The following is a 25173-nucleotide window of genomic DNA, read 5'->3' as shown; positions in this document are numbered from 1 at the left end:
GCATACATCCAGAAAGTCAGAGCGCGTCGCGCTGTTGCGGTCTGAGTTCTCGCTGGGTCTACTGAATCGCTTCCGGGAATTCTTCGAAAGCAAACATTGTCTGCGCGACAGGACTCCAGTTCTTTCGGTGCAGTGGTGTTGGTCCCAGCAGTCCGAGTGCGGTCATGTGCTCGCGCGAGCAATAACCTTTATGGCGCGCCAATCCATATCCCGGATAAACAGCGTCCAGTTCGACCAGCAGGCGGTCGCGATGAACCTTCGCCAGCACGCTCGCTGCGGCAATGGAGTAACTCCTCCCATCGCCGTGAATGACGGACTCCTGCGGACAGGGCCAGTCGATGGTGTCACAGCCGTCGATCATCAGATAGTCCGGCTGGATCGCGAGTTGCTCGACGGCGGTGCGCATGGCCAGCAGGGAAGCCCTGCGGATGTTGATGCGGTCAATCGTTTCCACATCAATCGCAGCGATGGCAAACGCCAAAGCCTTGGCGCGAATCACGACGTCGAGTTCGTTGCGTTTGTTTTCACAGAGCTGCTTTGAATCATTCAGGCCGGTAAGCCGGCACCCCAGCGGCAAGATGACTGCGGCCGCCACCACCGGCCCGAACATCGGCCCGCGCCCCACCTCGTCACATCCGGCGACCCGCAGAAAGCCGCACTTTGCAGCCGCCTTCTCCAGCTTCCAGCCGCACACCGGGGTCCCCGCGGATGTTTTCTTAGTCGTGGGCTGACATACCGGTGAACCTGCCATGCCCTCAAGTATAAGAACGGGCGGCCATCGTCGGTCGGCGGATGCCTGCGGAAAACCCGTCCGGTATTCGTAGGGTTAATCGATCGACGCAACTCAGGAAGCGCATCCAAGCAGACAGGAGGTTCGATGACCGAGAAATTGAAGCCCACCCACACGCAGCCCGGTGGATTGGAAGAGAAGAATCCGCCGCCCGACGATGGTGTAGTGAATGACTCCTTCGGAACGGTGGACGTTGCAGACTCCACGGGCCTGGATGAAAGCAAGGAGACCGGAGACGCCAAGCGGCTCAATAAGAACACCCGGGAAGACTGATGCGGAACGCTTCTTGCTTGCCTCTGTGCCCATCGCCTCTGAATGCAACGAAAAACCCCGGCCGAAGCCGGGGTTTTCTTGGCCCTGAAAAGGGAAGCCTTTGTTACGCCTTGGCGGTGCTGCGTTCCACTTCCTTCAGACGGGCGGCCTTGCCGCGCAGTCCACGGATGTAGAACAGCTTCGAGCGCCGCACCCTGTAGCTGCGAATCTTCTCCACCTTATCCACAACCTTGGAGTTGAACGGGAAGATGCGTTCCACGCCCTGTCCAAAGCTCATCTTGCGGACGGTAAAGGTGCCCTGCGGTCCCTTGTTGATGGCAATCACGAGGCCTTCAAAGGCCTGCAAACGTTCCTTGTCGCCTTCTTTAATCTTGACTTGCACGCGAACCTGATCGCCGGGCACGAACTTAGGGAGATCGGTGCGCTTCAGCTTGTCCGCAAGGCGCTGCATTACTGGATGGATAGACATAGCTTCTTCCTGCTGATGGACTCAGAACCTTGATTCTAACAGAGAAGCGGACAAAACGCCTAGTCCGGCACGATTCTCGTATGCTATCGTTCAACCAGCTTCCCACTTCTCCCAGCTCCGGAGGTAACTTGAACCCAGTCAAGAGCTTCAATGTCTTGGGCGCACACGTCGACGTCATCACTACCGGCGAAATGACCGGGGGCCGAACCTGCGTCGTCGTTGAAACATCTCCGCCCGGCGGCGGTCCTCCTCCCCATTCCCATCAGAACGAGGACGAGACCTTCTACGTTCTCGAAGGCGAATACGAAATTCTCTCCGAAGGAAAGTGGCACAAACTCACGAAAGGCGAGGGCGCACACAGCAACCGCGGCGTAGTTCACACTTTTCGCAATTCGAGCGCAGGAACCGGCAAAATCCTCATCGTCATCTCCCCAGCGGGATTTGAGAATTATCTTGAGGAAATTTCCGTACTCTCCATCCCGCAGGATATGCCGCAGCTCATCGCCATCTCCGATCGATACGGGGTGAAGTTCGTTCTCTAACCTGGCGCTGCCGCACTCCCCTTGCGGTATATTTGCCCGTATATGGATGACAAACGCCAGTTGCTACGCCATACGGTTGCAGCCCTTGCCTACCGCGCCTCCCGCGCGCTTGACGGCGCACCCGAGAGCTTCGCCACCTTCGACGGCTGCGGACGCCAGCCCATCCAGATCCTCGCCCACATGGGAGATCTCTTCGACTGGGCGCTAAGTTCGGTGCAGGGAAGCGAACGATGGCACAACTCGAATCCTCTCCCATGGCAGCAGGAGAAGGCCCGTTTCTTTGCCGCGCTGAAGGCCTTCGACGACTACCTCGCGTCGGACCAGCCGCTCCACGCCGCCGCCGAACCGCTCTTTCAGGGGCCCATCGCCGACGCCCTCACGCATGTCGGCCAACTCGCCATGCTTCGCCGCATCGCCGGCTCAAAAACATGCGGCGAGAACTTCTTTGTCGCCAAGATTACCGCAGGCCAGGTCAGCGAAGAACAGCCGGAGGCGGTACATCCTCACCGCCGATAGGCACGCTTGGCCGCATGATTTACCGAAGAAACGGCAAGTATGCGGGAGTCGCCGCCCTGTACCGCGCAAATTCTTCTCCGAAACGCGCTGCCAACAATTTCTCTTCGGCGCGCACGCGAATCTCGGTTCCAATTAAAAAGAAAATCACGCCCGCAACCAGCAGCGGCCACCAGGTCTTCGCGAATCCTGTCGCCAGCAGCATGCCCAGCATCGATGCATAGATTGGATTGCGCAGCCAGCGATACGGCCCTGTCGTGATCAGCCTGTGATCCTCGCTCAACGCTGCTTCAAAGCGCCATTGCTTGTCGAGGTGTCGCGCCGCCGTCCAGACCAGAGCCACTGAGGGCGGCCCGAGAACCATCGAAGCAACCAGCGATGCGGCAGACTTCTGAAATCCCACTGGCCGCACAAATGCCCATATGCACGCATAGCCCAGCATCACCAGCACGATTCCCCATCGCGACGAGGGTGCACGCTCTCTCTTGATCGCACCGGCTGCGCGCTTACGCGGCTTCACGAAGGTGAGCGACCACACGATCCAGCAAACGCCAAGCTCGATCCACGCGGCAATTTGCAACTTGTCCATCGCAATTACTCTCCGCCTTCGCTGCGGATCGCCTCAAGCAGCCGCCGGTCTTCAGCGCTAAGCGCCGCACCTTCGAGCAGGTCAGACCTGTTCTTCAGCGTCTTGCGCAACTGCTGCTCGCGACGCCATTTTCGAATCTGCTGATGATCGCCGTTCATCAGCACCTCGGGCGCGCGCAGGCCAACAAAGTCCGCAGGCCGTGTGTAGTGCGGATAATCCAGAAGCCCGCCCGCACCATGCTGAGACCGCGGCACGCCTTCCTCGTTGCTGCTGATTTCCGCATCGGCCACCCCAAAGCTCTCGAACTCGCCCGATGCTTCGTTGCCAAGTACTCCCGGAATAAGGCGCATCACCGTGTCGACAACAACGGCCGCGGCCAACTCGCCTCCGCTAAGAACATAATCGCCGATAGATAGTTCCATATCGCAGTAGAGCTCGTTGATGCGCTCATCCACGCCTTCGTAGCGTCCGCAAATCAGGACCACGCGCTCCACCTTTGCCAGATCACGCGCCACCGCCTGCGTAAACGGCCGCCCCTGCGCCGACAACAGAATCACCCGTGTTTGATCGGAGAGATCCTGGTTTGTATCAGGGCACGACTTCAGTCGTGCCGAAGAAGACTCAAAATCGACGCGGGCTTTAGCCCCTGGGTGACGCGCATTCGATTCGCCTCTTCGTTCGGTCTTCGCTTCAATCCCCAGCGACATCAGCGCCTCTGCCAGAGGTTCAGGTTTCAGCACCATTCCCTCGCCGCCGCCAAACGGACGATCATCTACGGTGCGGTGCCGGTCGTGAGTGAAGGCGCGCAAATCGTGCAAGCCGATGTCGATCAGCCCTTCGGCCTGCGCCCGACGAACGATCCCATGCTCGAAGATACCGGCAAAGAATCCCGGAAATATCGTGATGATCTCAAACCGCATAGCTGTTCTTACGATCATAGAACCGTTGTTCCATGGACGGCGGCACTGCGAAACCAGCCATGTTGCTTCGAGGGGCGATCTCTCCAGGGTCACGCCTTCGAAAGCGCTTGCCGGACCACGTCGCCAAAAGCAGTGGGGATATAGCGGGTGACAATGAAAGGTGAATCGGACCAACTCCATGCAGTCCAGCCGATTTCAAGCTCCCCCAGGTACTGGACGAGGCGCTGAATGAAATCCAGATCGCCCCGCGTGTCACTGCCTCCAAACTCCCCTGCGAAGACAGGCACAGTTTTCGATAGATTGCCGAAGACGTTAGGCCAATCATTGCCTTTGTTGGGGTAAACATGCGTCGAGTAAACAACATTTTCGAGATCCATCGGCATTCCCCGGAGATCGTACGCCCAGTTGGTTCCGCCGATGAAGACGAGCGCATCGGGGTTCTCACTCCGAATTGCTTGTGTCAGCTTGCGTGCCCAGGGCTGCCATTCCTTCATCGTCACTCGCCCCTGGCCCGGAGGATACGTCGTCCCATCCTCCTTATTCAGCGGGTAGAGATCGTCGGCCAGTCGGTCGTGCGGCTCGTTGAACAAGTCATAAAGAACTGCGGGCTCGCTCGCGTATCGCCCAGCAAGCGTCGTCCACAACTCGATTGATTCCAAATTCGGAAGCGGTGCAACGAAGTTGCGATTCCCGTACGTCCGGTCGGCGTCTAGCCACTGCAGATCGAGCAATGTGTACGCGCCGAGTGCTGAAGCCCAGTAGATGACCTGGTCGATCGCCTGTTGATACTCCTCGCCAGAGCGCCCGAGCCGACCCCGAAGAACAAAGTCCTGGTTGAACGGAAGGCGGATGATGTTGCATTGCCAATCTCTCACGATGAACTCGATCTCAGATCTTGAAAGCGAGGCACCCGACAAAAAGCCTTGTTCGTCCGGCCCGGCATATTCCAGCCCCGATCGATTCACCCCGCGAAGGATGACGGGTTCACGCGTATTCAGCTTGATGATGCGATTCTCCGATGTGCCCAGACCGGGGAGCCCGTTTGAAAGCTGACCGTTCATCAAGTATCCTCTGGGGCCTTGCGACATGAGTGTGCCATATTCGTAGACCCGTGTGCTCTAATGTTGCGCAACGACCATGCCTGATTACGAACCGCTGTTAAACCGCTGGCAATCGGCCGGCATTCTCGATACGGAAGCCGCGAACCGCATCCGCGCCTGGGAATCCGCACGGGCGTCAACGGCTGACGCTCCGGTGCCGGTTCAGCCGAAAGAGACGCGTGCCGAAGGAGTGCTGGACGGGAGTCATCAGCGACAGACCCATGTCGCTGGCATCGCGTGGCAGGGGCGCGTGGCGCTTATCCTGGGCGGCATTCTGTTGGCCAGCGGAATCGTCCTCTTCGTCTCCGCGCATTGGGATCAGCTTGGCCCAGGTATGCGCTATCTCCTGGTCATAGCGATGGTCACTATCTTTCACCTCGGCGGCGCCATCGCCCGCGAAAAATACAAGGCCACCTCCACGGTGCTGCACGCGGTTGGCACCATCGCGACAGGTGCAGCCATCGCCCTGGTCGGTCAGATCTTCAATATCCAGGAACACTGGCCGGCAGCCGTTCTCATGTGGGCTATTGCTGCGATGCTCGGATGGATGCTGCTGCACGACCAGGCACAACAGACGCTCACGCTTCTGCTCGTTCCGTCATGGCTCATCTGTGAATGGAGCTATGCCGCGGAAAACCACATCGGCGTAGAAATCTACATCGGCCGATTCCTGTTTGTCTGGGCCATCCTCTACCTCACTTTCTTCATCGGGACGCAACGCCGCGTCGTTCGCGGCATACTCTTCACGGTATCTGCCATAACGGCCGTCACCAGCACTTTTTTGCTGCTCGACGGCTGGCGCTCCTGGTACGGCATGCAGCCTTACCCGCCGTTCCACACGCGCTTCTGGGGATGGGTCGATATCGCCGCCATACCGATTCTGTTTTCGCTCGCCCGCCTGCGCAGAAGCACGATCCCTGTGCTTGCCGCCATTGGCTTCGTCATCGCATTGCCGTGGTGCACACGGTTATTTGTTGAACACTATGCCACTAGCTCCTGGACGCGTACCGAGCCCAATCTTGCTGCCCATGCGCTCGTCGCCGCTTTCTGCATTTTCTTGATCTGGTGGGGTGTGCGAGAGGCTAGCCGCGGACTCGTGAACCTTGGCATCGTCTTCTTCGGCGCGACGGTCGCATGGTTCTACTTCAGCGATCTCTTCGACAAGATGGACCGCTCGCTTGGCCTCATCGGACTCGGCGTATTGTTTCTCGCCGGCGGATGGGCGCTTGAAAAAACCCGTCGCGGCCTGCTCGCGCATATGGCGCAATCGCCCGCGCCAATGGAGGCGGCTCAATGAAATTCGCGAAGGTCTCCATCGCTGTGCTCGCTCTGCAGTTGGCCATCGTTTCAACGGTCGCGGCCAAGTATCTTTATCAGCGCGCTACCTGCCCGCGCGTCTGGACGCGCGCCAATGCCTACGATCCCGCACTCGTGATGCGCGGCCGCTACCTCAGCCTGCAACTCAATGTGGACGGATGCGGCAGCACCTTGCCATCCGCGAAAGATGCACAATTTCCACGCAATAGGAATGGTGTCCCCGGTGGAAACACCTTTTCGATCCGCGCCGCGAACACCGTTTGGTTTCAGGCCAGGATCGCCGTCAAAGATAACAAGCTGATCGCGATTCGTGTCCCTGAATCCGACACTTCCACGCCGACCCAATCCGTTGCCGCATGGCCGGGCGCCGCGTGCGACCAGATGCGCATCACGCAACCCGTCGATTTCTATATCGCCGAACACGCCACGGATCCCACAAGGCTCAAGGCTGGCCAGGAACTCTGGATCGAAGTGACCTTACCGCCCAAAGGGCCGCCGCGCCCGCTGCAACTTGCGCTCAAAGACAACGGCGCATGGAAGCCGCTGGCGTTTCAATAGGGAGGGCGCGGGCGTTCACGCGTTCAGATCTACCAGCCCTTCGGGTAGCGCCATCTCCACGCGCTTCGCTTCCAGATCAATGCGGCGCAGATAATCCTTCGCGAAGGGAATCAAGATTTCCTCGGCCGATTTTCCCTGCACCACGAGGATTGCGACCGGTCCCGCGCTTCGATCCACATCCTCGATCTCGCCGACCGTCACCGGTTCGGCCCCAGCCACATCCACCAGCGCACACCCGATCAGGTCGCCGATGTAAACCTCGCCCTCGTCCAGCGCAGAACGCTTTTCGCGCGGAATCGCCACAATCATCCCGGTAAGGTTCTCCGCCGCCGAAATCGAATCCACGCCAGCAAGGTGCAGCACAATGCCGCCCTTGTGCTGCCAGTGGTGAAGCAGCTCGACCTCACGTGGATTCACCTCGACGCCGGCCTTCAACGCAGCCTCGTCGTCCGCAGCGGTATCGCCCCGCAGCAGCCACAACTGTCGCCGCTCTGCAAATTTTTCGGGGAAATCGGTGAGAATTTCGGCGAAGACCTCGCCCTTACGGCCCTGTGTGTGCTTGATGCGCGCAAGCCACACCCATCCTGACGACGCCATTACAGGCGTCCAGAGCGATGCTTGGCCCAGGAAGTTTTGATCATCCTATGCTTCGTCGTCCTCTTCCAGGATGTCCAGCGTGTAGCGATGATGCAGCTTCATGCTGACTGCTCCCAGAATCGTGCGTACTGAGCGGGCTGTGCGCCCCTGCTTCCCGATTACCTTGCCAACGTCACCGGGCGCCACGCGAAGCTTCAAAACAGTGTTTTCGTCCCGCTGCACAGACTGCACGTCTACTGCTTCCGGTTCGTCTACCAAGGCCCGCGCGATTTCGCGAACCAGCTCATCTACTGCCACCATGTCAACTTGGGTCATGAACTTGCCTCTGACCGTAAACATCCAAGGAGAAGCGACTTGGATCGGTGCGCAGATAGTATCAGCACACCCCGTCTCAAGTCAGTATCTGTGTGCGGGATGATGAAAAATCTCGCACACTCTTCAAATGCAATGAAAGGGAATTTATGCGACCGCGGGCTCAGCGGCCTTGGCCGGATTCTTTTCCACAATCTTGGCCACGATGGGGGTGAGTTGAGCGCCCACGCCACGCCAATAGGCGATGCGATCATGCTTCAGCTCGACTGAAGCCGGGCTGGTGCGCGGATTGTAGGTGCCGACCACTTCGATCGAGCGGCCGTTGCGGGCGCGGTCCTTCTCGATTACAACGACACGATAATAGGGCTGCTTGGGGGCGCCAAAACGCGCCAGACGGATCATGACCACGGAGATACGATTCCTTTCAAATTCCGGTGCTCTGTTGCGGTCTCTTGGGAGTCTTCTGGCCTGCGCAGCAGCGTCCGGCCTTATCCACCCGGAATGCCCGCTCGGGGCCACCGGGGTCCCCGCGGACAGGCCGTGGGGGATGAAAGACACAACACCTAAGTATCGCCGATAGTTGCCTTTCAGGCAAGCTGTTCCATCATTCTCATCCCGGGTTGCCGCAGCCGCATGCTCCCAAAGTTGCAGATGAGTTCTACGTCCGTGCCTGTCCAAAGTCGTTCATTCGAGGGATACTTATTGCGAACTTCACATCCATCCTTGTACAGGAGCGAGAAAAGGCATGTGGCCATTTTCCACGAAAGAGTCCCTCAGCCCTGAGAAATTGCCCGTCCCCGACACCTGGACGCAGCACAAAGGGGCCGACCCCCTTGGGAAACCGATGATTGTCCGGGCCCACACCGGCTACACCAAGTTTAAGGGCGTCACCGGTTACACCCACTGCATTGCCATCGCCGTGCCCATGGTCGATACGACCCGCGACGGTTTCCCCAACCCTGGCGAGACCCAGCAACTGAACCGCATCGAGAGCGACATCCGCGAAGTCTTCGAACCCAACCGCGAATCCCTGCTCGTGGCGAACACCACCATACCCGGCATCCGCGAGTACATCCTCTACACCAGAAATCCCGACTCCGCGGAGCGAAAGTTCGACAACGATCTGCTCGCCCGCGTCTTCAGCCATAAAGTCCATATCAAGATCGAGCCCGATAAGGAATGGCGCGTATACCGCAAACTCCTATAGCCGGTCGCATACTCATACGATGGGGCTGAGCCAGCTGAATAGACCCGCAGTACTGTCGCGCCTGGGCACGCCGCTCGTCATCGGGTTGGGTTGTGCCGTCGTTTTCCTGGTCTTGTTTGCAATGCTGGCAGAGGAGATGCTCGAAGGAGATACGCGCCAGTTCGACGATACTGTTCGCCTGTTTGTGCACGCTCACTCATCCACGGAACTCACGGTCATTATGCGGTTCCTGTCGGCGATTGGTTCTCCGCTGGTCGTCACCCTCACCGCCATCGCGGCTTGTATTGCACTATGGATCGTCGGCCATCCCCGCCGGGCAATCCTGATTGCAGTCACCGCCGGGGGAGGAGGCCTTCTGATGTGGGTACTCAAAACCGGCTTTCACCGGCCCCGCCCTGTGCCCTTTTTCGATACCAGGCTTCCGGCGTCTTACAGCTTTCCCAGCGGACACGCAATGCTTTCGTTCTGCCTCTGCCTTTCCGCAGCAGCTCTGTTTTCGGCGAGTCAGAAGAGCCGACTGGTTCGCGCAGTTATTTGGATTTTCTGGGTGAGTCTTTCCGGGGCAATCGGTTATTCGCGGATTTACCTGGGTGTCCACTACCCGAGCGATGTAATCGCCGGGTATCTCGCGGCGCTTGTCTGGTCACTTGCAGTGGGAAGCGCATATCAGAAGTGGCGTAAGTCCCCACCCCTTCCGGTGGCGTAAACGTTCAGCTGAGAACGACCAGCTGTTCGTTCAAGGGAATTTCAACCCGCCGGGAAAAGGAACTTCAGCATTGGCCTGACTCGTTCCGCCCAGCTAGTCTCATCGTGCGATCCGCCGTGCACCTTCTCGAAGTGCATCGTCTCACCCGGACGCCAGCCGTTCGCCTTCAGTCTCCGTGCCAGGTGCTCCACGTCGCGCAACGTCCGCTGACCCTCACGGTCACCCACGTCAAGCCACACCTGCGGCCGCTCCCACAGTTGCGGAGCGTGCTCGTTCAAGTAGCCGAGAATGCTTTTGTGATTCCACCACACGCTCGGTGACAGGATCGCCAGCTTGCCGAATATGTGCGGATGCCTCAGCCCCAGATAGAGCGTCACCAGTCCGCCCAGTGACGACCCACCCAATCCCGTGCCTTCGCGATCCTGCCGCACGCGATATTGGCTCGCAATCCACGGCATCAGATCTCGCGTCAGCAGATCGCCATACTTGTCTGCCTCGCCGCCGCCCATTTGCCAGTTGTACTCGTGCGTGTACTCCGCCAGTCGCCGGTCACCGGTGTTGTAGATTCCCACAATCACCAGCGGCTCCACTTCACCCGCCTCGATCGCCTCATCGGCACGCTCGCGGACCATCCAGGTGCGCCCCTTCACAAAAGAAGTGCGGCCATCGAAGAGGTTCTGTCCGTCCTGCAGGTAGAGCACTGGATAGGTTCGTTCCAGCTCCTCATCGTATCCCGGCGGCACATAAACAATCACATCGCGTTCATTGGGCAAATAGTCGCTTTTAAATGCCTTGTGTAATCGCAGTCGCGGATGTAGCGCGGACGCCTCCATCTCCGCCAGCACTCCGTCGCTCGCGTCCTCGTTCGTCTGTGACTCCAGATTCAATCCGCTCTGTTTCCTCTAAGATCCCGGAATGCCGGCACGGCTCTTTTCCGGCCAGATTTGCTGACAAAAAAGTTGTGCCTGTGGCTGTTACAGTAACAGGAAACCAGCACTTCTCAAATCATCCATCTCAGGAGCAATACCCTCATGAACCGTGAGTACCACAAGTGGTATTCCAGCCGGCTTGGTCGCGATATGGAGCTGCTCGTCTTTGGTCACTCGGGGCTGCCGGTCCTTGTCTTTCCTACCTCGGGTGGCCGCTACTACGAGTTTGAGGATCGCGGCATGGTTGGCGCGGTTGCGGGGCGCGTCGAGCACGGGGACCTGCAGATTTTTTGCGTCGACTCTGTCGACATGGAGAGCTGGTACAACCGCAACGTGCAGCCGCGCTGGCGCATTGCCCGCCACGTGCAATATGAGGACTATCTCATTCACGAGGTTGTGCCGCTGATCCGCAAGAAGAACTGGGACCCACACCTTGTCTCGCTCGGCTGCAGCTTCGGGGGCTATCACGCCACGAACATCGCCCTGCGCCATCCCGATATCTTCACCGGACTGCTGACTATGTCAGGAGCTTTCGACGTCTCCAATTTCCTGGGTGGCTTCTATGACCAGGATTGCTACTTCAACCTGCCCACTCACTATCTGCCCAATCTTGCTGATCCCTGGTTCTTTGACCACTACCGGCGCAATACCTACATCCTCGCCACCGGCTGGGACGACCAGTGCCTCGGACAAAATCAGAACCTGGACCGAATCATGAGTTCCAAGGGAATCCCGCATAAGCTCTACACATGGGAGACCTATAACTCCCATGATTGGCCCACTTGGCAGCGAATGGTTCAGGAATATCTTTAAGTGAGTGCAGCGAGCGTTCATCGGGAATAGCATGTGGACATAGGAGCCCCCAAAACCGCTCGTATCCGATTCGCCAATTGCCCACTTGCCCCGCCCCACGTAGAACTGTAAGCGACAACTGACGACTGGCAACTGAAACCTGACTCCTGTATTACAGGACTTTCCCAATGAGCGAACTAAATCCGTACGCGAAGTTTCTCGATGGCCGTCCCCTTGATGTGATCCTCTCTGCCACATCGCATGAAATTGCCAACAAGCTGCAGATGATCGGCCCGGACAGGATCAGCGCAGCCCCCGCGCCCGGCAAGTGGTCGCCGGCGGAGATCGTCTGCCACCTTGCCGACTGCGAGATCGCTTTCGCTTTTCGCCTCCGGCAGACCCTCGCCGAAGAACACCACGTTCTGCAGCCATTCGATCAGGAAAAGTGGGCAGCTCCTTACAACGGAATTCCGGCGAAGGATGCGCTAGCGACCTTTGCAGCCCTGCGCGCGTGGAACCTTAAGCTCATCGCCAGAGCTTTGCCAGCCTCGGCGTCCAAGCCCGTGACCCATCCTGAGCGCGGCGCTATGACCTTCCAGACGATCGTCGAAACGATGGCCGGACACGATCTGAATCACCTGGGTCAGCTCAGGCGGATGGCAACAGGAGTTCAATCCTGATTACCTGTGAGCCAGGAGACTCGCCTCTGAGGCTTGGAAAGCCAAGAGGTACAAGCTACAACTTGTCCCTCTATTTCAGCTTCTCCGCGCCTTGCTTCTTTTTCTGAGCCCCTTTAGCTTTTGCGTCCTGGCTGTGATCTTCCTTGTGGCGCTTGTTGTGGTGCGCGACCGCCTTCGCAATCTCTTCCTGCGTCAGCTTGCTGTGATCTTCATTGTGCAGAACATCATTGGCGATTGAAGCGTCAGACTTGCTCTGTTCCATGCGTTACCTCCTCATATTGGGCACCGGGGTCCTCAGCGACGGGTCCATGTCGGTGGGGTGGCTCGCGGGAGGCTCTGTCTCAACTTCGCTCATGGCGCCAAGACAAAGTCCCGCCGATCCCTTGCAGCTGACTCTCTGAAACGCAGTTATCGTTCCGAACCGGTCCACAAATAGCTGTTGCGACGAACCGCCGGGCAGGGGAAACCCTGAGGGGCCCTCTCATTAAGGATAGCCTTCTTATTCTTCGCCAGAGACCCGGAATTGCCGGCCTCGGCCCGCGCTTCTTTGATCAGTTCGATTGGGCTAATGGTTGCCGGTTATAAGCCGCCATTCATCGCAAACTCAATCACCCGCGCGGTGTGCTCCTCGTCCTCACCTGAGGTGATCATCAGGTCATACAGATGCGGATTATTCCAGTCCTTGCCAAAGCGCAACTTCAAATAGTGAGCCCGCTCGGCGTCGACCTTGTGAATGCGTTCCTCGATTTGCGCGCCTGGCTCCAGCCGGGTTCGCAGCCGGTGAATCTTTACCCGCAGTGGCGCATACACAAACACGTGAAACACATCGGCCCTTGATTGCAGAATGCACTGCGCTCCGCGGCCCACGATCACGCAACTGCCTGCCGCGTATGCGCGGTCAATGATCTGTCGCGTCAGGTTGGTCATCACGTCTTCGTCGAAGCATTTTTCCTGCTCCAGCGCCACGCCTGCCGCCATCGCCGCGCCTCGCATCGCTTGCCGGTTCATGCGTTGCAGCCAACCGTCCACATGCTCGTCGAAGCGGCTCACGACACCGGCGTCCACGTGTGCGGCGCACGCAATCTCATCGATCAGCGCGCCATCCAGCAATTTCCAGCCGAGCCGTTTCGCAATCGACTGCGCAATCCTACCGCCGCCGCTTCCAAATTCCCGCGAAACCGTTAACACCCGGTAATCCATCTGACGCCTCCCGTCCTGCTAAACGTCGCCAGACTACGCCGCTCAACAATCACCAGCAGTGACGCCCCTCACCCATTCCCAGCCTTTTCGATGAGAGGAAAGGACTTCATAGCAAAGAAATGGGGCCAGGCCGGAACTCCAGCCTGACCCCCTGATTCGATTCGCCGTCGAATCAGTAAATAACCTTCAGTGCGAATTGGAAGATACGCGGCTGAAACGTGCTCGTGATCTGTCCACCCCCCGAAGGGTTGCCGGTGATGGTCGATACCGGAACCGATCCGCCGACGCCCGCAGTGGCCGTGGTTGTGCCCTGGGATCCGCTGATGTTGCCCGGCAGATACAGGTTGGTGTGGTTGAAAAGGTTGAAGATCTCCGTGCGGAACTCCATCTTCAGGCGGTCGCCTGGCAAGTTGAATCTCTTATTCAAGGCAAGATCCGTCTCATAGAACGCCGGGTTGCACCCTGGGTTGCGCGACGCGGTGCCAAACGGACTCAGGACATTCCCCGAAGCGTCCTTGATCGGCGGCATCACAAATGCGGAGTAGTTGATGTAGTTCACATATCCTGTGTTGGCCGCGCGCGATGACCGGCCTTGCGTCACCTTCTTGCCCGGCACAAGATTAGGCCTGTACTCGTTGGCTCCGCGGTATGTTGCCGAAATCTGCAACGAAACCTGCTGTGCAGAGTTGGGCGTATATGTCAGGTTGAAGGGCGTTCCCGCCTGCGCAGTGTTGATGGCACTGACCTGCCATCCGCCCACGATGGAGTTTGTGAGCCCGTTTGCGTTTGAAGCGAAATGACGTCCGCGACCGAACGGCAACTCGTACACCAGGCTGGTCACGTTCGCTATGGGAAGGTTGTAGTCCGACTGGCCGTAGTCCCCCCGGATGTTGTTGGCGTCTTGCGGAGAAGGAGTATTGCCCTCGAGCGACGCCGAAGCATTGTCGAGCGCGTGCTCCCATGTAAAAGAGTTCAGCAGAGTGAGTCCCGCTACAAAGCGCTGTTCGTACCGAACCTGCAGCGAGTTGTAGTTGGAGTAAAACCCGTTGAGTGCTTCCGTAATATCGCTCGGCCAGGCCGTATATGGCCGCGTGAACCCGAGCGATGGATTCTTCTGGTTGCCGTTCAGGAATCCCTCCAGCTTCAGCCCGTGGTTGCCCACGTACGCAATGTCGAGCAGCGTATTCTTCGCCAGTTGCTGTTGTAAGTCAAAAAAGTAGTTCTCGACGTAGCTGTCGCGCTTGTCCTTTGGAACCCACGTGATGTTATCGGTTGCCGGGTTGAACGACGTCACCAGCCCCGACGGGTATCCCTGGTCGGCCGTGACGTAGCAACTGGGCGTCGTAGAGCCGGTCGGAATGATCTGTGCGGGCAGTGGCGTGCTGCAATGGTTTGTCGTGGTCGGTTTGATCTGCGTCACCGCCGCAAACTGTGCCTGCGGCGCGTTGATGGCCAAAATGTTGCCCGAGCCGGCGCGCGTGTAGTGCACATAGCCTGTGCCGAAGCCACCACGGATCACTGTCCTCGGCAACGGTGCGAACGCGAATCCGATACGTGGAGCAAAGTCGTTCAGATCGGGATTCACCAGCGTCTTCCCGTACACCCCGCCTGCCTTGATCGGCGAAATTCCATTTCCTGCGACAGCTCCCGGCGAAATAGTCAGCACTGACTGCGACGTAGGATCGAAGTTGGAGATGTAGTTATTCTCCTCTGAATACGGAGAGCCGTACTCCCAGCGCACTCCCAGGTTCAGCGTCAGCTTCGGTGTGATCTTCCAATCATCCTGTGCGTAGGCGCTGTGCATCGTTTGCCGCAGATGCACGACAAAGTAGTTTGCCAGCTGATAACTCGTCGTCGTGCCAAACAGGAAATCCGCCCAGTACGTGTCTGTCACCGGCGAAGCAGGCGCGGCGGTGCCGCTTGCAGTCTTTGAGCACAACGGTGAGTTCGCCGCAGTGCACAGGCTGTAGCCGCTGCCGTAGGTGAACGATCCATACAACGGATTGTTGTCGTTCACCGCCATCCAGATGTGTTCGTACTCATATCCGAATTTGAGCGAATGTTTGCTCCGAACCCATGTGAAATTGACCTTAGGATCGAGCAGAGTCGGATTCTGCCACTGAGGATTGGTGCTTTGCCGCCCAAACCCCGTAAAGCCGCTGATTCCCACCGAAGGCAGGCCACCGGCAACAATTGGGTTGTCCGGTAAACCCGGAATCGTAAAGTCATTCTGGCCGATAGAGAGCGTGTACTTGCCCGCCTGCGTCTTCGAAAGGCCCAGGCGCGCATCGAGAATCTTGTCCGCGCCGAAGGTGTGCGTGTACCCCAGAGCTACTTGCTGATCCAGAATGCGGATTGTCCCGTTCGTCTGGCCATCCAGTGGCAGCGGAATCGTCGGGTGGTTCACGCCCGTCTCTTTGCGGTCGCTTATGCGCAGGAACCAGGAACTGTTCGGGTTTTGTTGATAATCCAGGCGAAGATCACCCTTGTCCGAGTTATCGGTGAAGGGAACCTGCGCCGAGTAATCATTCGAATTGAGACCGGTGGTCGGCAAACCGGCAACGGGGAGTTGGTTTTCGAATTGGTGGAAATAGCCGATAATCTGCGCCGATAGCGGATTGATCGCGCTGGACGGAATAGGTGTGCCTGCCGGATACACAGCACCTGTAACAGGATTGCGGACTGGCACAACCAGATTTCCGTTGAGTTCGTTCTGCGTAGGCAGCGTCAACACATAGAGAGGCCGCAACACCTGCCGGAAGCCCTCGTAATCAAGAAAGAAGAACAGCTTGTTCTTGATGATCGGTCCGCCGAAATTTCCTCCGAACTGGTTGCGGTTGAGCGTCGGCTTCTGGAATGGAACCGTCGTCCCGGTATTGCTCACCACATTTGGCTTGAAGAATCCCGCTGCGTTGAAAACGGTGTTGCGCAGGAATTCATAGGCTATTGCGTGGAAATTATTCGTGCCGCTCGAAGACGCCACGTTGACGGTCGCAGCAGACGACCGCCCATACTCGGCGCTTTCGTTATTCGTCACCACGTTGAACTGCGCCACCGAATCCGGAGCGATAGCAATAATCTGGTTGTCGAAACCCTGGTTGCTCTCGCCGTATGCGTTGTTGTCCATCCCATCAAGCAGGTAATTGTTGAACATGCTGCGCTGGCCGTTCACGTTGTATGCGCCTTGGCGAACCAGGCTGCTGATTGAGCTTGTCGTCGCCGCTGTAGGTGCCTGCCGCGAACCGGTCACCAGTCCCAGCAGATCAGAGAAATTCCGGCTCACCAGGGGCAATGCTTCAGTCTGGTAGCCCGATATCGTCTGTCCGCGCTCACTCGTCTCCGTTTCCACCTGCAGCGCTACATCGCTTACCTCGACTGTTGTTGTTGTCGCCTCTCCCACCTTCAGCGTCAAGTCGATGCGCACTCGGGCGCCAATGGCGATCGATATGTTTTTCGCCTCGACCGGCATAAACCCCGGTGCCTCGGCCTTGATCCCATATGTGCCCACCCGTAGCGACGGTACCTCGTAATCGCCTGATCCGTTCGTCGTCACCTTCGTCGCAATGCCAGTGTTTGCGTTCGTTACGATGACGGCAGCGTTCGTTACCACCGCGCCGGTTGCGTCATGGATAGTGCCCGTCAGGCTTCCATCCTCATATTGCGCTTTGGCTGTCGTGCCCAAAAGTGCAACCCATAGGCCTACCACAAGAATGAACTTGGATATGTTTCTCATGATGCGCCGAGCCTAACTAGGCGCTGTCACCAACCGGTGAAAGACGCGTGAACCAATGGTGAATTGGCGCGCTCTGTGCCTGAAAAAGAACGGGTTTTCCACTCTGTGCTGCGCCGGCCGACACATGGAAGCCACCAGCCAAATCCCTGCCGTACACTGTTCACATCGTTTTGGGCTTTGCGGCATCCTGTCGCACCGCGCCCGGAGGTCTACGGATGAAGAAGATCGGCGTCCTGTTCGGCATGGAAAACAGCTTTCCCGGCGCGCTCGTGGAACATATCAATGCCCGCAATATCCCGGGCGTCGAGGCAGAATTCGTTGAAACCGGCGCCGTGCACCTCGACAAACCCGCCCCCTACGCCGTCATCGTGGATCGCATCTCGCACGACATCCCCTTCTACCGCGCCTTTCTCAAGCATGCTGCGCTCAATGGAACCGTCATTATCAACAACCCTTTCTGGTGGTCAGCCGACGACAAGTTTTTCAACTATTCCCTCGCCGCCAAGCTCAGCGTAGCCGTCCCGCCCACGGTTATCCTGCCGCACAAGAAGCACCCCGAAGGCACCACCGACCGTTCCATGCGCAACCTCGAGTACCCGCTCAACTGGGACAAGGTCTTCGCCTACGTCGGAGAGCATGGATTCATGAAGCCCGTCGATGGCGGCGGCTGGCGCGACGTTTATCACATCCACAATCGCCCCGAGTTTTTCGCGGCCTACGACCAGTCGCGCGACCTTTGCATGCTCTACCAGAAAGCCGTCGAGTTCAACGAGTACTTCCGCTGCTACGTCGTCGGCCAGAGCAAAGTCCACATCATGCCATACGACCCGCGCAAGCCGCATCACGAGCGTTACCTCCAGAATCCGCCGGCGTACGATCCCAAGCTTCTCGCCCGCGTCGAGAAGGATGCGCTCATCCTGTGCCGCGCATTAGGCTACGACCTCAATACCGTTGAGTTCGCTGTAGAAGACGGCGTCCCCTACGCCATAGACTTCATGAACCCCGCCCCCGACGCCGATCTCCACTCCGTAGGCCAGGCCAATTTCGACTGGATCATCAAAGAAGTAGCCGACCTCGCCATCTCCAAAGCACAAGGCGCGCCGAAGCCGCCCAAAGAACTTCGCTGGTCAACATTCCTCTCCGGCACTCCCGCCGAGCCTCCCGCAAAGAAGTCCGCCGAGAAGAAGACCGCAGCAAAAAAGTCCGCGCCAAACAAACCGTCGAAGGCCGGCGCGAAAATCACCTGACTTTGCGAGTCGAGACCGGGGATCCTCTGACCGTCGATCGGTGTCATCTGAACGTCCGGCGGGAAATGAAGGAGCTGCAGTGGGTCTTTCTAACCGCCGGACGTCCCATTCCATGCGCGTGGTTTGCGCATGAGTGGGAGATCGCGATCCCAACATTGAACAGCCGTGCCCGCCGGATCAGTCCATTGAGGAATCTTGTTCCACTCTGAGCCGGATTTCGATCGTCTTGAGAGCGACGGCGATTCCGCCAAAGATGAGCGCGATAGAGATCGCGTCGATCTCACCGACGAATCTCTCGCCGTGAGCAAATATGCTGAGTAGGCGTGTCGCGATCAGAAACAACAAGCCGGTGAATGTCATCGCGATCGCCGCCGTGCTGCACAGCAGCAGGAGAGTATTTGGTGCGGATCTCGTCGAAGCTGTCATCCTGAGGCCTTCCGAGCGATGGAGTGCCTCTTACGCTACACCCGCGCTGATGTAATCCGATGATTCTCTGGTAACCAGGCTGTTACGAATTTCCCTCATTCGATTGCGACCAAAGTCATCAATGACTACACATCGGACTCGCCCCGATCGTCCGAGCGAATCAGTCCGTCTTCTCCTCCGCGCCTTCTTTAGCCCCGTGCACCGCACCGCTGGGCGTGCTCTTGGTCTTGTCCCACACCTTCTTGGCTCCACCTGCGGTTGCGTGAGCGACCTTTGTGGTGCCATCGGCTGTAGCATTCGCAGCTTTCTTTGTTCCATCTGCGGTCGCGTGTGCAGCTTTTGTGGTGCCATCAACAGTAGCGTTCGCCGCTTTCTTGGTTCCATTCGCCGTGGCATGCGCAGCCTTTGTGGTGCCCTGCTCTACGCCCTGCCCGGCGGCCTTGGCCGCATCCTTGGTTTCATTCCCGGCAGCTTTCATGTCGTGCTTCACACCCTCGTCCTGGCTGACGGCGGGTTGTTGACTCCATTCGAAAGTCGGTGCAAACCCCAGGGCGGCCGTCAGAACCGCCGCAGAGAGAATCTGTTGTGATCTCATACTCCGCAGCATAGTGCCCCCCTCCGAAATCGGGCAAGACGTCCGCGCATGCCAGCAAGTCAACGCCATCTTTCCTGCGTCTCCGCGCTCTTCAGTCCGGTTTCTTCACGCCACCTTGCGAAATGTCAGGTTATACCGATACGGCCCCGTCAGCGGATGATGTCCCGGCTTCAGCGGCTGCACGCCATGAAAGCGCATGCGCGAGGGTCCTCCCCACACGATCACATCTCCATGCTCCAGCAGAATGCGCTTCGTCTTGTCAGTCCGCTGGAAACCGCCGAGGAGAAATATGCATTCCAGCCCCAGTGAGATCGACACGATCGGCTGGTGCAAATCAATCTCATGCCGATCCTGATGGATCCCCAGTTTTGTCCCCGCCTGGTAGCGATTGATGTGACATGTATCGGGGCGGAACTGCGGAAACCCCGACCGCACCGCGCAGCGCAACGCAAAATCTACAAGGACGCGCGGCATCGGCGGCCACATCCGCCGCACACTCGGATTCTGCGGATCCCTGCGAGCATCTCCATCGACCAGGACCTGTCGACGGGGACCCCAGCGCCGCCGAAATGCCTCGGGGGTGCCGCAGTCCGACACCATCACCGACATCGGCAGTCCGCTGGGAGTCGTCGCATGGTGAAGTGGCGCGGCCGCAACGATGCGCTCCACGGCGGCAAAAAACTCGGCATCCTGCTCGAGCGCAAGACCCCGCATCAACACCGCGCCAGGGTAGATCTCCTCATGCGTCGGCTCCGCCGCAAGTTGGGAAAAGAGATTCATCGCCCAAGTTCATCCTACACTAAAGGCGAACAAAAGGCGAATGTGTTGGAATTCTTAATTTCCCATCCCTATGCTCATTGGCCGGCTTATCAGCGCCTTAACCTCCTCGTCGCTGGTCGGTCCAAATTCCCGATAGAAAAGGCTGACCGCGTCCAGCGGTTCCGGCATCCTTGCGCAGATCACATGATCAACCTCTTGCGCCAGTTCCTCGCACGTACTCTTTGCCCCCACCGGAACGGCGATTATCACCCGTCCCGCCCGCCCTTTTACCGCTCGAATCGCTGCCCGCATGCTTGCCCCCGTTGCCAGCCCGTCGTCGACAAGAATGACAAGCCGCTGCGTAAAATCCACCGCAGGTCGGCCCTCGCGATACAGCTTCTCGCGCCGCTCCATCTCCTGTGTCTCGCGGGCAATCACATGCTCGAGCTTCTTTTCCGAGACATGGTACGACCGCACGATGTACTCATTCAGCACCACGCCGCCGCCGCTCGCAATCGCGCCCATCGCCAGCTCTTCCTGCCCCGGCACCCCCAGTTTGCGCACGACTAAAATGTCCAGCGGCAGCCCGCATGCCCGCGCCACTTCATACGCCACCGGCACGCCGCCCCGCACCAGCCCCAGCACTACACCATCCTTCAAGTCGGGCAGCTTGGCGACAAGCTCCCCCAGAACCCGCCCTGCCTCCAGCCGATCTTGAAACGCCATTTCTCTCACGCGCAGGATTGTATGCCCGCCGACTTCGAACTACGAACTCAGAACTTTGAACTGCGGCTTTACAATTGCCACACGCAGTCCTGAGGTCATCCCATGCGCCCCTCCTTCTCTCTCGGCATTGAAGAGGAATACCAGACCATCGATCCGGTCACGCGCGATTTGCGCTCCCACATACAGACCGAGATGCTCGCGCAAGGCAAGATGCGCCTGCAGGAGCGCGTCAAGGCCGAGATGCATACCTCCGTCGTCGAAGTCGGCACCCGCATCTGCCGCAATATCGACGAGGCCCGTGAAGACATCTATGAACTGCGCCGCGAAATGATCAAGCTAGCCCGCGAACACGATCTCGTACTCGTAGCCGGCGCCACTCATCCCTTCGCCGACTGGCGGACCCAGGAGATTTATCCTGACCCGCGTTATCACCAGGTCGTGAAGGATCTCCAACTCGTAGCCCGCGCCAACCTCATCTTTGGTCTTCATGTGCACGTGGGCATCGAGGATCGCGAAGCCGCCATCCGCATTATGAACTCGATGCGCTACTTTCTGCCGCACATCATGGCGCTCGCCACCAACTCGCCTTTCTGGCTCGGCCTCAACACCGGCTACAAGGGCTATCGTGCGAAGGTGTTTGAAAATTTTCCCCGCACGGGAATTCCTGACGCCTTCTCCAGCTACTCCGAATTTGAGAACTACGTCAGCCTGCTGGTCCGCACCAACTGCATCGACAACGCCAAGAAAATCTGGTGGGACATCCGCCCGCATCCATTCTTCAACACCGTCGAAGTCCGCGCCTGCGACATCCCATTGCGGGCTGAAGAAACCGTTGCCATCGCCGCGCTCATCCAGGCCACTGCGGCCTACCTTTACCGTCTCCACGCCGCCAATCAGGATTTCCGCCAGTACGCGCGCCCACTGCTGATGGAAAATAAATTCCGAGCTGTGCGGTATGGCCTCGATGGGAAACTCATCGACTTCGGCCGCCAGGCAGAAGTGCCTGAGCGAGATCTGCTCGAGGAATACCTGGTTCTCATCGACAGGGAAGTGGACGAACTCGGCAGCAGGGAAGCCATCGACGGCATCCGCAAGATCATGCAGAACGGCACCGGCGCCGACCGCCAGCTCAAGGTCTTCGAGGAGAGCAAAGGCGATTTGAAAGCTGTAGTCGACTACATGGCCGCAGAAACCCGAGCCGGCCTCTAACTCGCAACCATCCAGTTGCGTGTAGGGATATCTGTTGCTCGAAAGAGATGTCATCCTGAGCGACCACGCTTGGGGCCCGACGCAGTGGGGTAAGCGGCGCGAAGGACCTGCTTTTTGCTTCTTTCTTATTCCCGACACCTCGATTTAGAGATGTGGGACTTTCATATACGGCACTGATTCGAAAGTGCCACACACTCAGACCAACCCGGGCTCCTCCGAAGGCACGATAATTTCCATAGCGTCATGCGTTGAGCGAGATGGAACTATGCATCTTCGAGCAGGTCAATTTTTCGCAACGACGATCCTCGGGGCCATGCTCTCCGCAGCCGCGCAACCCTCTCAGCAGCCCGATGAATCCGCCATCATCCGCGATCTCGACGCCGCCAACCAGGCCCGCTTCGACAACGTCCTCAGCTTCACTGATATAGAGCACTACGCCGTCTTTCGCGGCAGCGACCAGGCTCACCCTGCCGCTGAGATGACAGTGAAGATGACCTACAAGAAGGGAATCGGCAAGGACTATGTCATCCTCTCAAAATCCGGCTCATCGCTAATTCAGAGAGTTGGCTTGCAGCCGCTCCTCGACAACGAAAAAGTCATCAACAATCCTGCCAAGGTCGCACAATCCTGGTTCAACTCGGCGAATTACGAGATGCATCTCAAGCCCAACGTCACGCAGTCGATCGACGACCACGCCTGCGTTGCCCTTGCCATCACGCCCCGCCACAAGGCGCCCAACATGATCGACGGCACAATCTGGGTGGATGCCCAGACCCACGCACTCGTCGAAGTTGAAGGCATCGCTTCCAAAGACCCCTCCATCTTTGCCGGAACCACAACAATGATGCGCCGCTACGCAACCATGCAGGGCTACACAATGGCTACCCACGCCCGCGCCGAATCCAGCAGCATGTTTTTCGGAAAGACGGTCGTCGCGATCGACTACAGCGATTACCAATTCGAGCTGCGGCCCGCCCAATGAGCTGCGCGTGACACCGGACACCGTAAAATCTCATCCTCTCCGGACCAGAGCAATCTTCCGAAGATCACGAATCACTTCACATTCGCTCGAGTTCCGAATCCCTGATTCGCCCGGTCCATGCTGTCCAGATCCGGCAACTCGTCATACCACGCATAGAACGCAGCATCGAACACGTAGAATTTCTGAAACCTGATCAATGGCAGCAGGGAATCGCGCGGGACCACCTGCAGATAACGGATGTAGCTCCCATCGAAGTTCCGATGCACCGTCTCGCGCCGTCCCCGAATCTCCGCAAACCGCAGGCTGTCTGTTTTCAGCGGCGTTCGCTTCTCAATCGCATTTTCCGACAGCACAATCACGGCGCCGAAGACATAGATCGCCCAGCACACCGCAAAGAGCGTGATGGCCGCCCACTCCACCATCTCGGCTGGGTTGCGTCCCTGCACTCCTGCGTGCTGACTCCACAGCAGGCCAAACAAACCGAGCAGACTGAATACAAGAAACGCCGCCGCGAACAGGCGTATCCACGGGCTGAGCCGGTACACACGCTTCGGCCGGGACATTCCGCTTCTGCTTTCAAACGATGCCATCCTTTGATGTCCTCTGAATGCCGCTCTAATATCCTAGTCCCCGCACCGCGGAGCGAATGCGTTCCGCGCTTTCCCGCAGTCCGCTCTCCTCGTCTACGGTCATTGGAATCGGCAGCGGCGCTTCAATCCCGCCGCGCCCCACAATCCGCGGAAGACTGAGGCAGACGTCTTCCATGCCTCTGAACCCGCGCAGCAATCCGCTAACGGGTAGCACGCGCCGCTCATCGAACAAAATCGCTTCGAGGATGTTGCACACCGCCAACCCTACCGCATAATTCGTTGCGCCCTTGCCCTGAATCACCTGGTAGGCCGCTTCCTTCACGTTTTTCACGATGGCGTCCTTGTCCGCCGAGGTCAGCTGTCCATGCCCATCCACGCTCCATTGACTCAAAGGGATCGAGCCGATCGTTGCGCTCGCCCACAGCGGAATCTCCGAGTCGCCATGTTCGCCCGCGATATACGCGTGCACATTCTGCACCGCGACATCGCAATGTCTCGCGACCAGGTATCGAAACCGCGAGCTATCGAGCACTGTCCCCGATCCCACCACGCGATGCCAAGGCAACCCTGTCAGCTTCAACGCCACCTCGGTCACCACATCCACCGGATTCGTGACCATCAGCAGCAACGCATCCGGAGCGACGCGCACCACGTCTGGCAGAAGTTTGGCGCAGATCTGCGTATTCGCCTCTGCCAGGTCCATGCGTGTCTGTCCCGGCTTCTGCTTTGCGCCCGCAGTCATCACCACGATGTCTGCTCCGCGCAATATCTCCACATCGTCGCTGCCGTCGACCTTGGCCTGCGGCACAAACAGCAGCCCGTGGTTCAGGTCCAGTACCTCGGCTTCCACTTTTGAACGCGCGATATCAAAGAGGCTGATCTCCCGCGCCACTCCCCGAATCAGCGCGGCGTACGCAATCGTCGCGCCGACGCTGCCCGCGCCTATAATTCCGATCTTTCCCATTTGTCTCCCTCGCCCGACCGCGAGAAGTTTGGCCCTGGTTCCGTCTTATCAACTGGGTGCCCCATTCATGACGCGTCTTCTGCGTCATGAGTGGGAAAGCACGAAACCTCACACCGGGGTTCCCAATGACAGGTCTCCGTCAACGAAGATGGTCTTACACCCATTCCCCGCCACGCATCAGCGGTTCTTCGACACCCGAACTCGTCACGCCATCGATGTCCAGCTTGTCCGACCCGATCATCCAGTCCACATGAATCAGGCTTTCGTTCGCGCCCTTTGCCGCAAGCTCTTCCTTGCTGAGCTTGTCCCCGTCGCGCACCGTCGACGAATACGATTGCCCCAGCGCAATATGCGAAGCCGCATTCTCATCGAACAACGTGTTCAGAAAGAGCTGCCCGCTCGAAGCGATCGGCGAAGAATGAGGCACCAGCGCAACTTCGCCCAAACG

General features: G+C 58.3%; 31 protein-coding genes. 12 read left to right on the top strand and 19 right to left on the bottom strand.

From position 1 onward, the window contains the following. Positions 1-58: 58 nt before the first annotated feature. A complete protein-coding gene (locus WA354_RS17005; protein ID WP_472814214.1) occupies positions 59-751 on the bottom strand; it encodes a ribonuclease HII in 693 nt (230 codons plus the stop codon). A 126-nt stretch (positions 752-877) separates the two neighbouring features. Between WA354_RS17005 and WA354_RS17000 the strand changes: the two genes are divergently transcribed. Continuing rightward, on the top strand, positions 878-1063 hold the full coding sequence (locus tag WA354_RS17000; RefSeq protein ID WP_472814213.1) for a hypothetical protein: 186 nt from the start codon (positions 878-880) through the stop codon (positions 1061-1063). A 103-nt stretch (positions 1064-1166) separates the two neighbouring features. On the opposite strand, the gene rplS is transcribed toward WA354_RS17000, so the two are convergent. Further along, positions 1167-1532, bottom strand: a complete 366-nt coding sequence (gene rplS / locus WA354_RS16995) for a 50S ribosomal protein L19 (protein ID WP_472814212.1) — start codon at positions 1530-1532, stop codon at positions 1167-1169. A 128-nt stretch (positions 1533-1660) separates the two neighbouring features. Between rplS and WA354_RS16990 the strand changes: the two genes are divergently transcribed. Together WA354_RS16990 and WA354_RS16985 are read left to right on the top strand one after the other, a co-directional pair. Continuing rightward, the gene (locus WA354_RS16990) at positions 1661-2074 is read left to right on the top strand and encodes a cupin domain-containing protein (RefSeq protein WP_472814211.1); all 414 of its coding nucleotides are present in this window, start codon (positions 1661-1663) and stop codon (positions 2072-2074) included. Positions 2075-2116: 42 nt separating this feature from the next. Next, the gene (locus tag WA354_RS16985; protein ID WP_472814210.1) at positions 2117-2590 is read left to right on the top strand and encodes a hypothetical protein; all 474 of its coding nucleotides are present in this window, start codon (positions 2117-2119) and stop codon (positions 2588-2590) included. Between the two features lie 19 nt (positions 2591-2609). Here the strand turns inward: WA354_RS16985 and WA354_RS16980 are convergent, their stop codons facing one another. From WA354_RS16980 to WA354_RS16970, 3 genes are all read right to left on the bottom strand, one after another. After that, positions 2610-3176: a methyltransferase family protein gene (locus WA354_RS16980; protein ID WP_472814209.1), complete on the bottom strand. Its 567-nt coding sequence runs from the start codon at positions 3174-3176 to the stop codon at positions 2610-2612. A gap of 5 nt (positions 3177-3181) precedes the next feature. Next, positions 3182-4096 (bottom strand): tRNA (guanosine(37)-N1)-methyltransferase TrmD, encoded by a 915-nt coding sequence (gene trmD, locus WA354_RS16975; protein ID WP_472814216.1) that lies wholly within the window; start codon positions 4094-4096, stop codon positions 3182-3184. Positions 4097-4185: 89 nt separating this feature from the next. Continuing rightward, positions 4186-5157 carry a glycoside hydrolase family 5 protein gene (locus WA354_RS16970; protein ID WP_472814208.1) on the bottom strand — a complete coding sequence of 324 codons (972 nt, stop codon included), beginning with the start codon at positions 5155-5157 and terminating at the stop codon, positions 4186-4188. Positions 5158-5233: 76 nt separating this feature from the next. Here WA354_RS16970 and WA354_RS16965 point away from each other — a divergent pair, with 76 nt between their 5' ends. Then, positions 5234-6493 (top strand): DUF2157 domain-containing protein, encoded by a 1260-nt coding sequence (locus WA354_RS16965; RefSeq protein ID WP_472814207.1) that lies wholly within the window; start codon positions 5234-5236, stop codon positions 6491-6493. Next, the gene (locus WA354_RS16960; protein WP_472814206.1) at positions 6490-7071 is read left to right on the top strand and encodes a hypothetical protein; all 582 of its coding nucleotides are present in this window, start codon (positions 6490-6492) and stop codon (positions 7069-7071) included. Before WA354_RS16965 ends, WA354_RS16960 begins: the two co-directional genes overlap by 4 nt. 15 nt (positions 7072-7086) lie before the next feature. On the opposite strand, the gene rimM is transcribed toward WA354_RS16960, so the two are convergent. The 3 genes from rimM to rpsP form a co-directional block, all read right to left on the bottom strand. Continuing rightward, positions 7087-7668, bottom strand: a complete 582-nt coding sequence (gene rimM / locus WA354_RS16955) for a ribosome maturation factor RimM (RefSeq protein WP_472814205.1) — start codon at positions 7666-7668, stop codon at positions 7087-7089. A gap of 45 nt (positions 7669-7713) precedes the next feature. Beyond that, the gene (locus WA354_RS16950) at positions 7714-7983 is read right to left on the bottom strand and encodes a KH domain-containing protein (RefSeq protein WP_348265201.1); all 270 of its coding nucleotides are present in this window, start codon (positions 7981-7983) and stop codon (positions 7714-7716) included. Between the two features lie 144 nt (positions 7984-8127). Next, positions 8128-8382: a 30S ribosomal protein S16 gene (gene rpsP, locus WA354_RS16945; RefSeq protein WP_472814215.1), complete on the bottom strand. Its 255-nt coding sequence runs from the start codon at positions 8380-8382 to the stop codon at positions 8128-8130. Positions 8383-8725: 343 nt separating this feature from the next. Here rpsP and WA354_RS16940 point away from each other — a divergent pair, with 343 nt between their 5' ends. Both WA354_RS16940 and WA354_RS16935 read left to right on the top strand, forming a co-directional pair. After that, positions 8726-9187 carry a DUF695 domain-containing protein gene (locus WA354_RS16940; RefSeq protein WP_472814204.1) on the top strand — a complete coding sequence of 154 codons (462 nt, stop codon included), beginning with the start codon at positions 8726-8728 and terminating at the stop codon, positions 9185-9187. Positions 9188-9206: 19 nt separating this feature from the next. Further along, positions 9207-9893 carry a phosphatase PAP2 family protein gene (locus WA354_RS16935; RefSeq protein ID WP_472814203.1) on the top strand — a complete coding sequence of 229 codons (687 nt, stop codon included), beginning with the start codon at positions 9207-9209 and terminating at the stop codon, positions 9891-9893. A 41-nt stretch (positions 9894-9934) separates the two neighbouring features. On the opposite strand, the gene WA354_RS16930 is transcribed toward WA354_RS16935, so the two are convergent. Continuing rightward, positions 9935-10780, bottom strand: coding sequence for an alpha/beta hydrolase (locus WA354_RS16930; protein ID WP_472814202.1), 846 nt, complete (start codon positions 10778-10780; stop codon positions 9935-9937). 144 nt (positions 10781-10924) lie between these two features. On the opposite strand from WA354_RS16930, the gene WA354_RS16925 reads away from it, so the two are divergent. Next, positions 10925-11635 (top strand): esterase family protein, encoded by a 711-nt coding sequence (locus tag WA354_RS16925; RefSeq protein ID WP_472814201.1) that lies wholly within the window; start codon positions 10925-10927, stop codon positions 11633-11635. 167 nt (positions 11636-11802) lie between these two features. Further along, a complete protein-coding gene (locus tag WA354_RS16920; RefSeq protein WP_472814200.1) occupies positions 11803-12294 on the top strand; it encodes a DinB family protein in 492 nt (163 codons plus the stop codon). 70 nt (positions 12295-12364) lie between these two features. Here the strand turns inward: WA354_RS16920 and WA354_RS16915 are convergent, their stop codons facing one another. The 3 genes from WA354_RS16915 to WA354_RS16905 all read right to left on the bottom strand — a co-directional run bounded on the left by WA354_RS16915 (position 12365) and on the right by WA354_RS16905 (position 17227). After that, positions 12365-12556 carry a hypothetical protein gene (locus WA354_RS16915; protein ID WP_472814199.1) on the bottom strand — a complete coding sequence of 64 codons (192 nt, stop codon included), beginning with the start codon at positions 12554-12556 and terminating at the stop codon, positions 12365-12367. Positions 12557-12873: 317 nt separating this feature from the next. After that, positions 12874-13494 (bottom strand): cytidylate kinase-like family protein, encoded by a 621-nt coding sequence (locus WA354_RS16910; RefSeq protein ID WP_472814198.1) that lies wholly within the window; start codon positions 13492-13494, stop codon positions 12874-12876. 172 nt (positions 13495-13666) lie between these two features. Beyond that, positions 13667-17227: a TonB-dependent receptor gene (locus tag WA354_RS16905; protein WP_472814197.1), complete on the bottom strand. Its 3561-nt coding sequence runs from the start codon at positions 17225-17227 to the stop codon at positions 13667-13669. A 215-nt stretch (positions 17228-17442) separates the two neighbouring features. On the opposite strand from WA354_RS16905, the gene WA354_RS16900 reads away from it, so the two are divergent. Next, the gene (locus WA354_RS16900) at positions 17443-18474 is read left to right on the top strand and encodes an ATP-grasp domain-containing protein (RefSeq protein ID WP_472814196.1); all 1032 of its coding nucleotides are present in this window, start codon (positions 17443-17445) and stop codon (positions 18472-18474) included. Positions 18475-18651: 177 nt separating this feature from the next. On the opposite strand, the gene WA354_RS16895 is transcribed toward WA354_RS16900, so the two are convergent. From WA354_RS16895 to WA354_RS16880, 4 genes are all read right to left on the bottom strand, one after another. Beyond that, the gene (locus WA354_RS16895) at positions 18652-18900 is read right to left on the bottom strand and encodes a hypothetical protein (RefSeq protein WP_472814195.1); all 249 of its coding nucleotides are present in this window, start codon (positions 18898-18900) and stop codon (positions 18652-18654) included. A gap of 160 nt (positions 18901-19060) precedes the next feature. Continuing rightward, the gene (locus tag WA354_RS16890; RefSeq protein WP_472814194.1) at positions 19061-19507 is read right to left on the bottom strand and encodes a hypothetical protein; all 447 of its coding nucleotides are present in this window, start codon (positions 19505-19507) and stop codon (positions 19061-19063) included. 93 nt (positions 19508-19600) lie between these two features. After that, complete coding sequence (locus tag WA354_RS16885; protein ID WP_472814193.1) at positions 19601-20275, bottom strand: alpha-ketoglutarate-dependent dioxygenase AlkB; 675 nt, start codon at positions 20273-20275, stop codon at positions 19601-19603. A 54-nt stretch (positions 20276-20329) separates the two neighbouring features. Next, a complete protein-coding gene (locus WA354_RS16880) occupies positions 20330-20980 on the bottom strand; it encodes a phosphoribosyltransferase (RefSeq protein ID WP_472814192.1) in 651 nt (216 codons plus the stop codon). A gap of 102 nt (positions 20981-21082) precedes the next feature. Here WA354_RS16880 and WA354_RS16875 point away from each other — a divergent pair, with 102 nt between their 5' ends. Continuing rightward, the gene (locus WA354_RS16875) at positions 21083-22189 is read left to right on the top strand and encodes a carboxylate-amine ligase (RefSeq protein WP_472814191.1); all 1107 of its coding nucleotides are present in this window, start codon (positions 21083-21085) and stop codon (positions 22187-22189) included. Between the two features lie 265 nt (positions 22190-22454). Then, on the top strand, positions 22455-23171 hold the full coding sequence (locus tag WA354_RS16870; protein ID WP_472814190.1) for a hypothetical protein: 717 nt from the start codon (positions 22455-22457) through the stop codon (positions 23169-23171). A 71-nt stretch (positions 23172-23242) separates the two neighbouring features. Here WA354_RS16870 and WA354_RS16865 read toward each other — a convergent pair whose 3' ends face one another. The 3 genes from WA354_RS16865 to WA354_RS16855 all read right to left on the bottom strand — a co-directional run. After that, the gene (locus WA354_RS16865) at positions 23243-23734 is read right to left on the bottom strand and encodes a hypothetical protein (RefSeq protein WP_472814189.1); all 492 of its coding nucleotides are present in this window, start codon (positions 23732-23734) and stop codon (positions 23243-23245) included. 52 nt (positions 23735-23786) lie between these two features. Next, positions 23787-24725: an L-lactate dehydrogenase gene (locus WA354_RS16860; protein ID WP_472814188.1), complete on the bottom strand. Its 939-nt coding sequence runs from the start codon at positions 24723-24725 to the stop codon at positions 23787-23789. A gap of 154 nt (positions 24726-24879) precedes the next feature. After that, positions 24880-25173, bottom strand: a 294-nt coding sequence (locus WA354_RS16855; protein ID WP_472814187.1) for an aminopeptidase, incomplete at its 5' end; no start/stop codon positions are given.

The organism is Occallatibacter sp., assembly GCF_049802275.1.
Lineage (GTDB): Bacteria > Acidobacteriota > Terriglobia > Terriglobales > Acidobacteriaceae > Telmatobacter.
This window is presented reverse-complemented; position numbering and strand designations above follow the sequence as displayed.

Bases quoted from the DNA above. Each gene is read 5' to 3' on its own strand.
- WA354_RS17005 (WP_472814214.1), bottom strand. From the start codon at position 751: ATGGCAGGTTCACCGGTATGTCAGCCCACGACTAAGAAAACATCCGCG.
- WA354_RS17000 (WP_472814213.1), top strand. From the start codon at position 878: ATGACCGAGAAATTGAAGCCCACCCACACGCAGCCCGGTGGATTGGAA.
- rplS (WP_472814212.1), bottom strand. From the start codon at position 1,532: ATGTCTATCCATCCAGTAATGCAGCGCCTTGCGGACAAGCTGAAGCGC.
- WA354_RS16985 (WP_472814210.1), top strand. From the start codon at position 2,117: ATGGATGACAAACGCCAGTTGCTACGCCATACGGTTGCAGCCCTTGCC.
- WA354_RS16980 (WP_472814209.1), bottom strand. From the start codon at position 3,176: ATGGACAAGTTGCAAATTGCCGCGTGGATCGAGCTTGGCGTTTGCTGG.
- trmD (WP_472814216.1), bottom strand. From the start codon at position 4,096: ATGCGGTTTGAGATCATCACGATATTTCCGGGATTCTTTGCCGGTATC.
- WA354_RS16970 (WP_472814208.1), bottom strand. From the start codon at position 5,157: ATGAACGGTCAGCTTTCAAACGGGCTCCCCGGTCTGGGCACATCGGAG.
- WA354_RS16965 (WP_472814207.1), top strand. From the start codon at position 5,234: ATGCCTGATTACGAACCGCTGTTAAACCGCTGGCAATCGGCCGGCATT.
- WA354_RS16960 (WP_472814206.1), top strand. From the start codon at position 6,490: ATGAAATTCGCGAAGGTCTCCATCGCTGTGCTCGCTCTGCAGTTGGCC.
- rimM (WP_472814205.1), bottom strand. From the start codon at position 7,668: ATGGCGTCGTCAGGATGGGTGTGGCTTGCGCGCATCAAGCACACACAG.
- WA354_RS16950 (WP_348265201.1), bottom strand. From the start codon at position 7,983: ATGACCCAAGTTGACATGGTGGCAGTAGATGAGCTGGTTCGCGAAATC.
- rpsP (WP_472814215.1), bottom strand. From the start codon at position 8,382: ATGATCCGTCTGGCGCGTTTTGGCGCCCCCAAGCAGCCCTATTATCGT.
- WA354_RS16940 (WP_472814204.1), top strand. From the start codon at position 8,726: ATGTGGCCATTTTCCACGAAAGAGTCCCTCAGCCCTGAGAAATTGCCC.
- WA354_RS16935 (WP_472814203.1), top strand. From the start codon at position 9,207: ATGGGGCTGAGCCAGCTGAATAGACCCGCAGTACTGTCGCGCCTGGGC.
- WA354_RS16925 (WP_472814201.1), top strand. From the start codon at position 10,925: ATGAACCGTGAGTACCACAAGTGGTATTCCAGCCGGCTTGGTCGCGAT.
- WA354_RS16920 (WP_472814200.1), top strand. From the start codon at position 11,803: ATGAGCGAACTAAATCCGTACGCGAAGTTTCTCGATGGCCGTCCCCTT.
- WA354_RS16915 (WP_472814199.1), bottom strand. From the start codon at position 12,556: ATGGAACAGAGCAAGTCTGACGCTTCAATCGCCAATGATGTTCTGCAC.
- WA354_RS16910 (WP_472814198.1), bottom strand. From the start codon at position 13,494: ATGGATTACCGGGTGTTAACGGTTTCGCGGGAATTTGGAAGCGGCGGC.
- WA354_RS16905 (WP_472814197.1), bottom strand. From the start codon at position 17,227: ATGAGAAACATATCCAAGTTCATTCTTGTGGTAGGCCTATGGGTTGCA.
- WA354_RS16900 (WP_472814196.1), top strand. From the start codon at position 17,443: ATGAAGAAGATCGGCGTCCTGTTCGGCATGGAAAACAGCTTTCCCGGC.
- WA354_RS16895 (WP_472814195.1), bottom strand. From the start codon at position 18,900: ATGACAGCTTCGACGAGATCCGCACCAAATACTCTCCTGCTGCTGTGC.
- WA354_RS16890 (WP_472814194.1), bottom strand. From the start codon at position 19,507: ATGCTGCGGAGTATGAGATCACAACAGATTCTCTCTGCGGCGGTTCTG.
- WA354_RS16885 (WP_472814193.1), bottom strand. From the start codon at position 20,275: ATGAATCTCTTTTCCCAACTTGCGGCGGAGCCGACGCATGAGGAGATC.
- WA354_RS16880 (WP_472814192.1), bottom strand. From the start codon at position 20,980: ATGGCGTTTCAAGATCGGCTGGAGGCAGGGCGGGTTCTGGGGGAGCTT.
- WA354_RS16875 (WP_472814191.1), top strand. From the start codon at position 21,083: ATGCGCCCCTCCTTCTCTCTCGGCATTGAAGAGGAATACCAGACCATC.
- WA354_RS16870 (WP_472814190.1), top strand. From the start codon at position 22,455: ATGCATCTTCGAGCAGGTCAATTTTTCGCAACGACGATCCTCGGGGCC.
- WA354_RS16865 (WP_472814189.1), bottom strand. From the start codon at position 23,734: ATGTCCCGGCCGAAGCGTGTGTACCGGCTCAGCCCGTGGATACGCCTG.
- WA354_RS16860 (WP_472814188.1), bottom strand. From the start codon at position 24,725: ATGGGAAAGATCGGAATTATAGGCGCGGGCAGCGTCGGCGCGACGATT.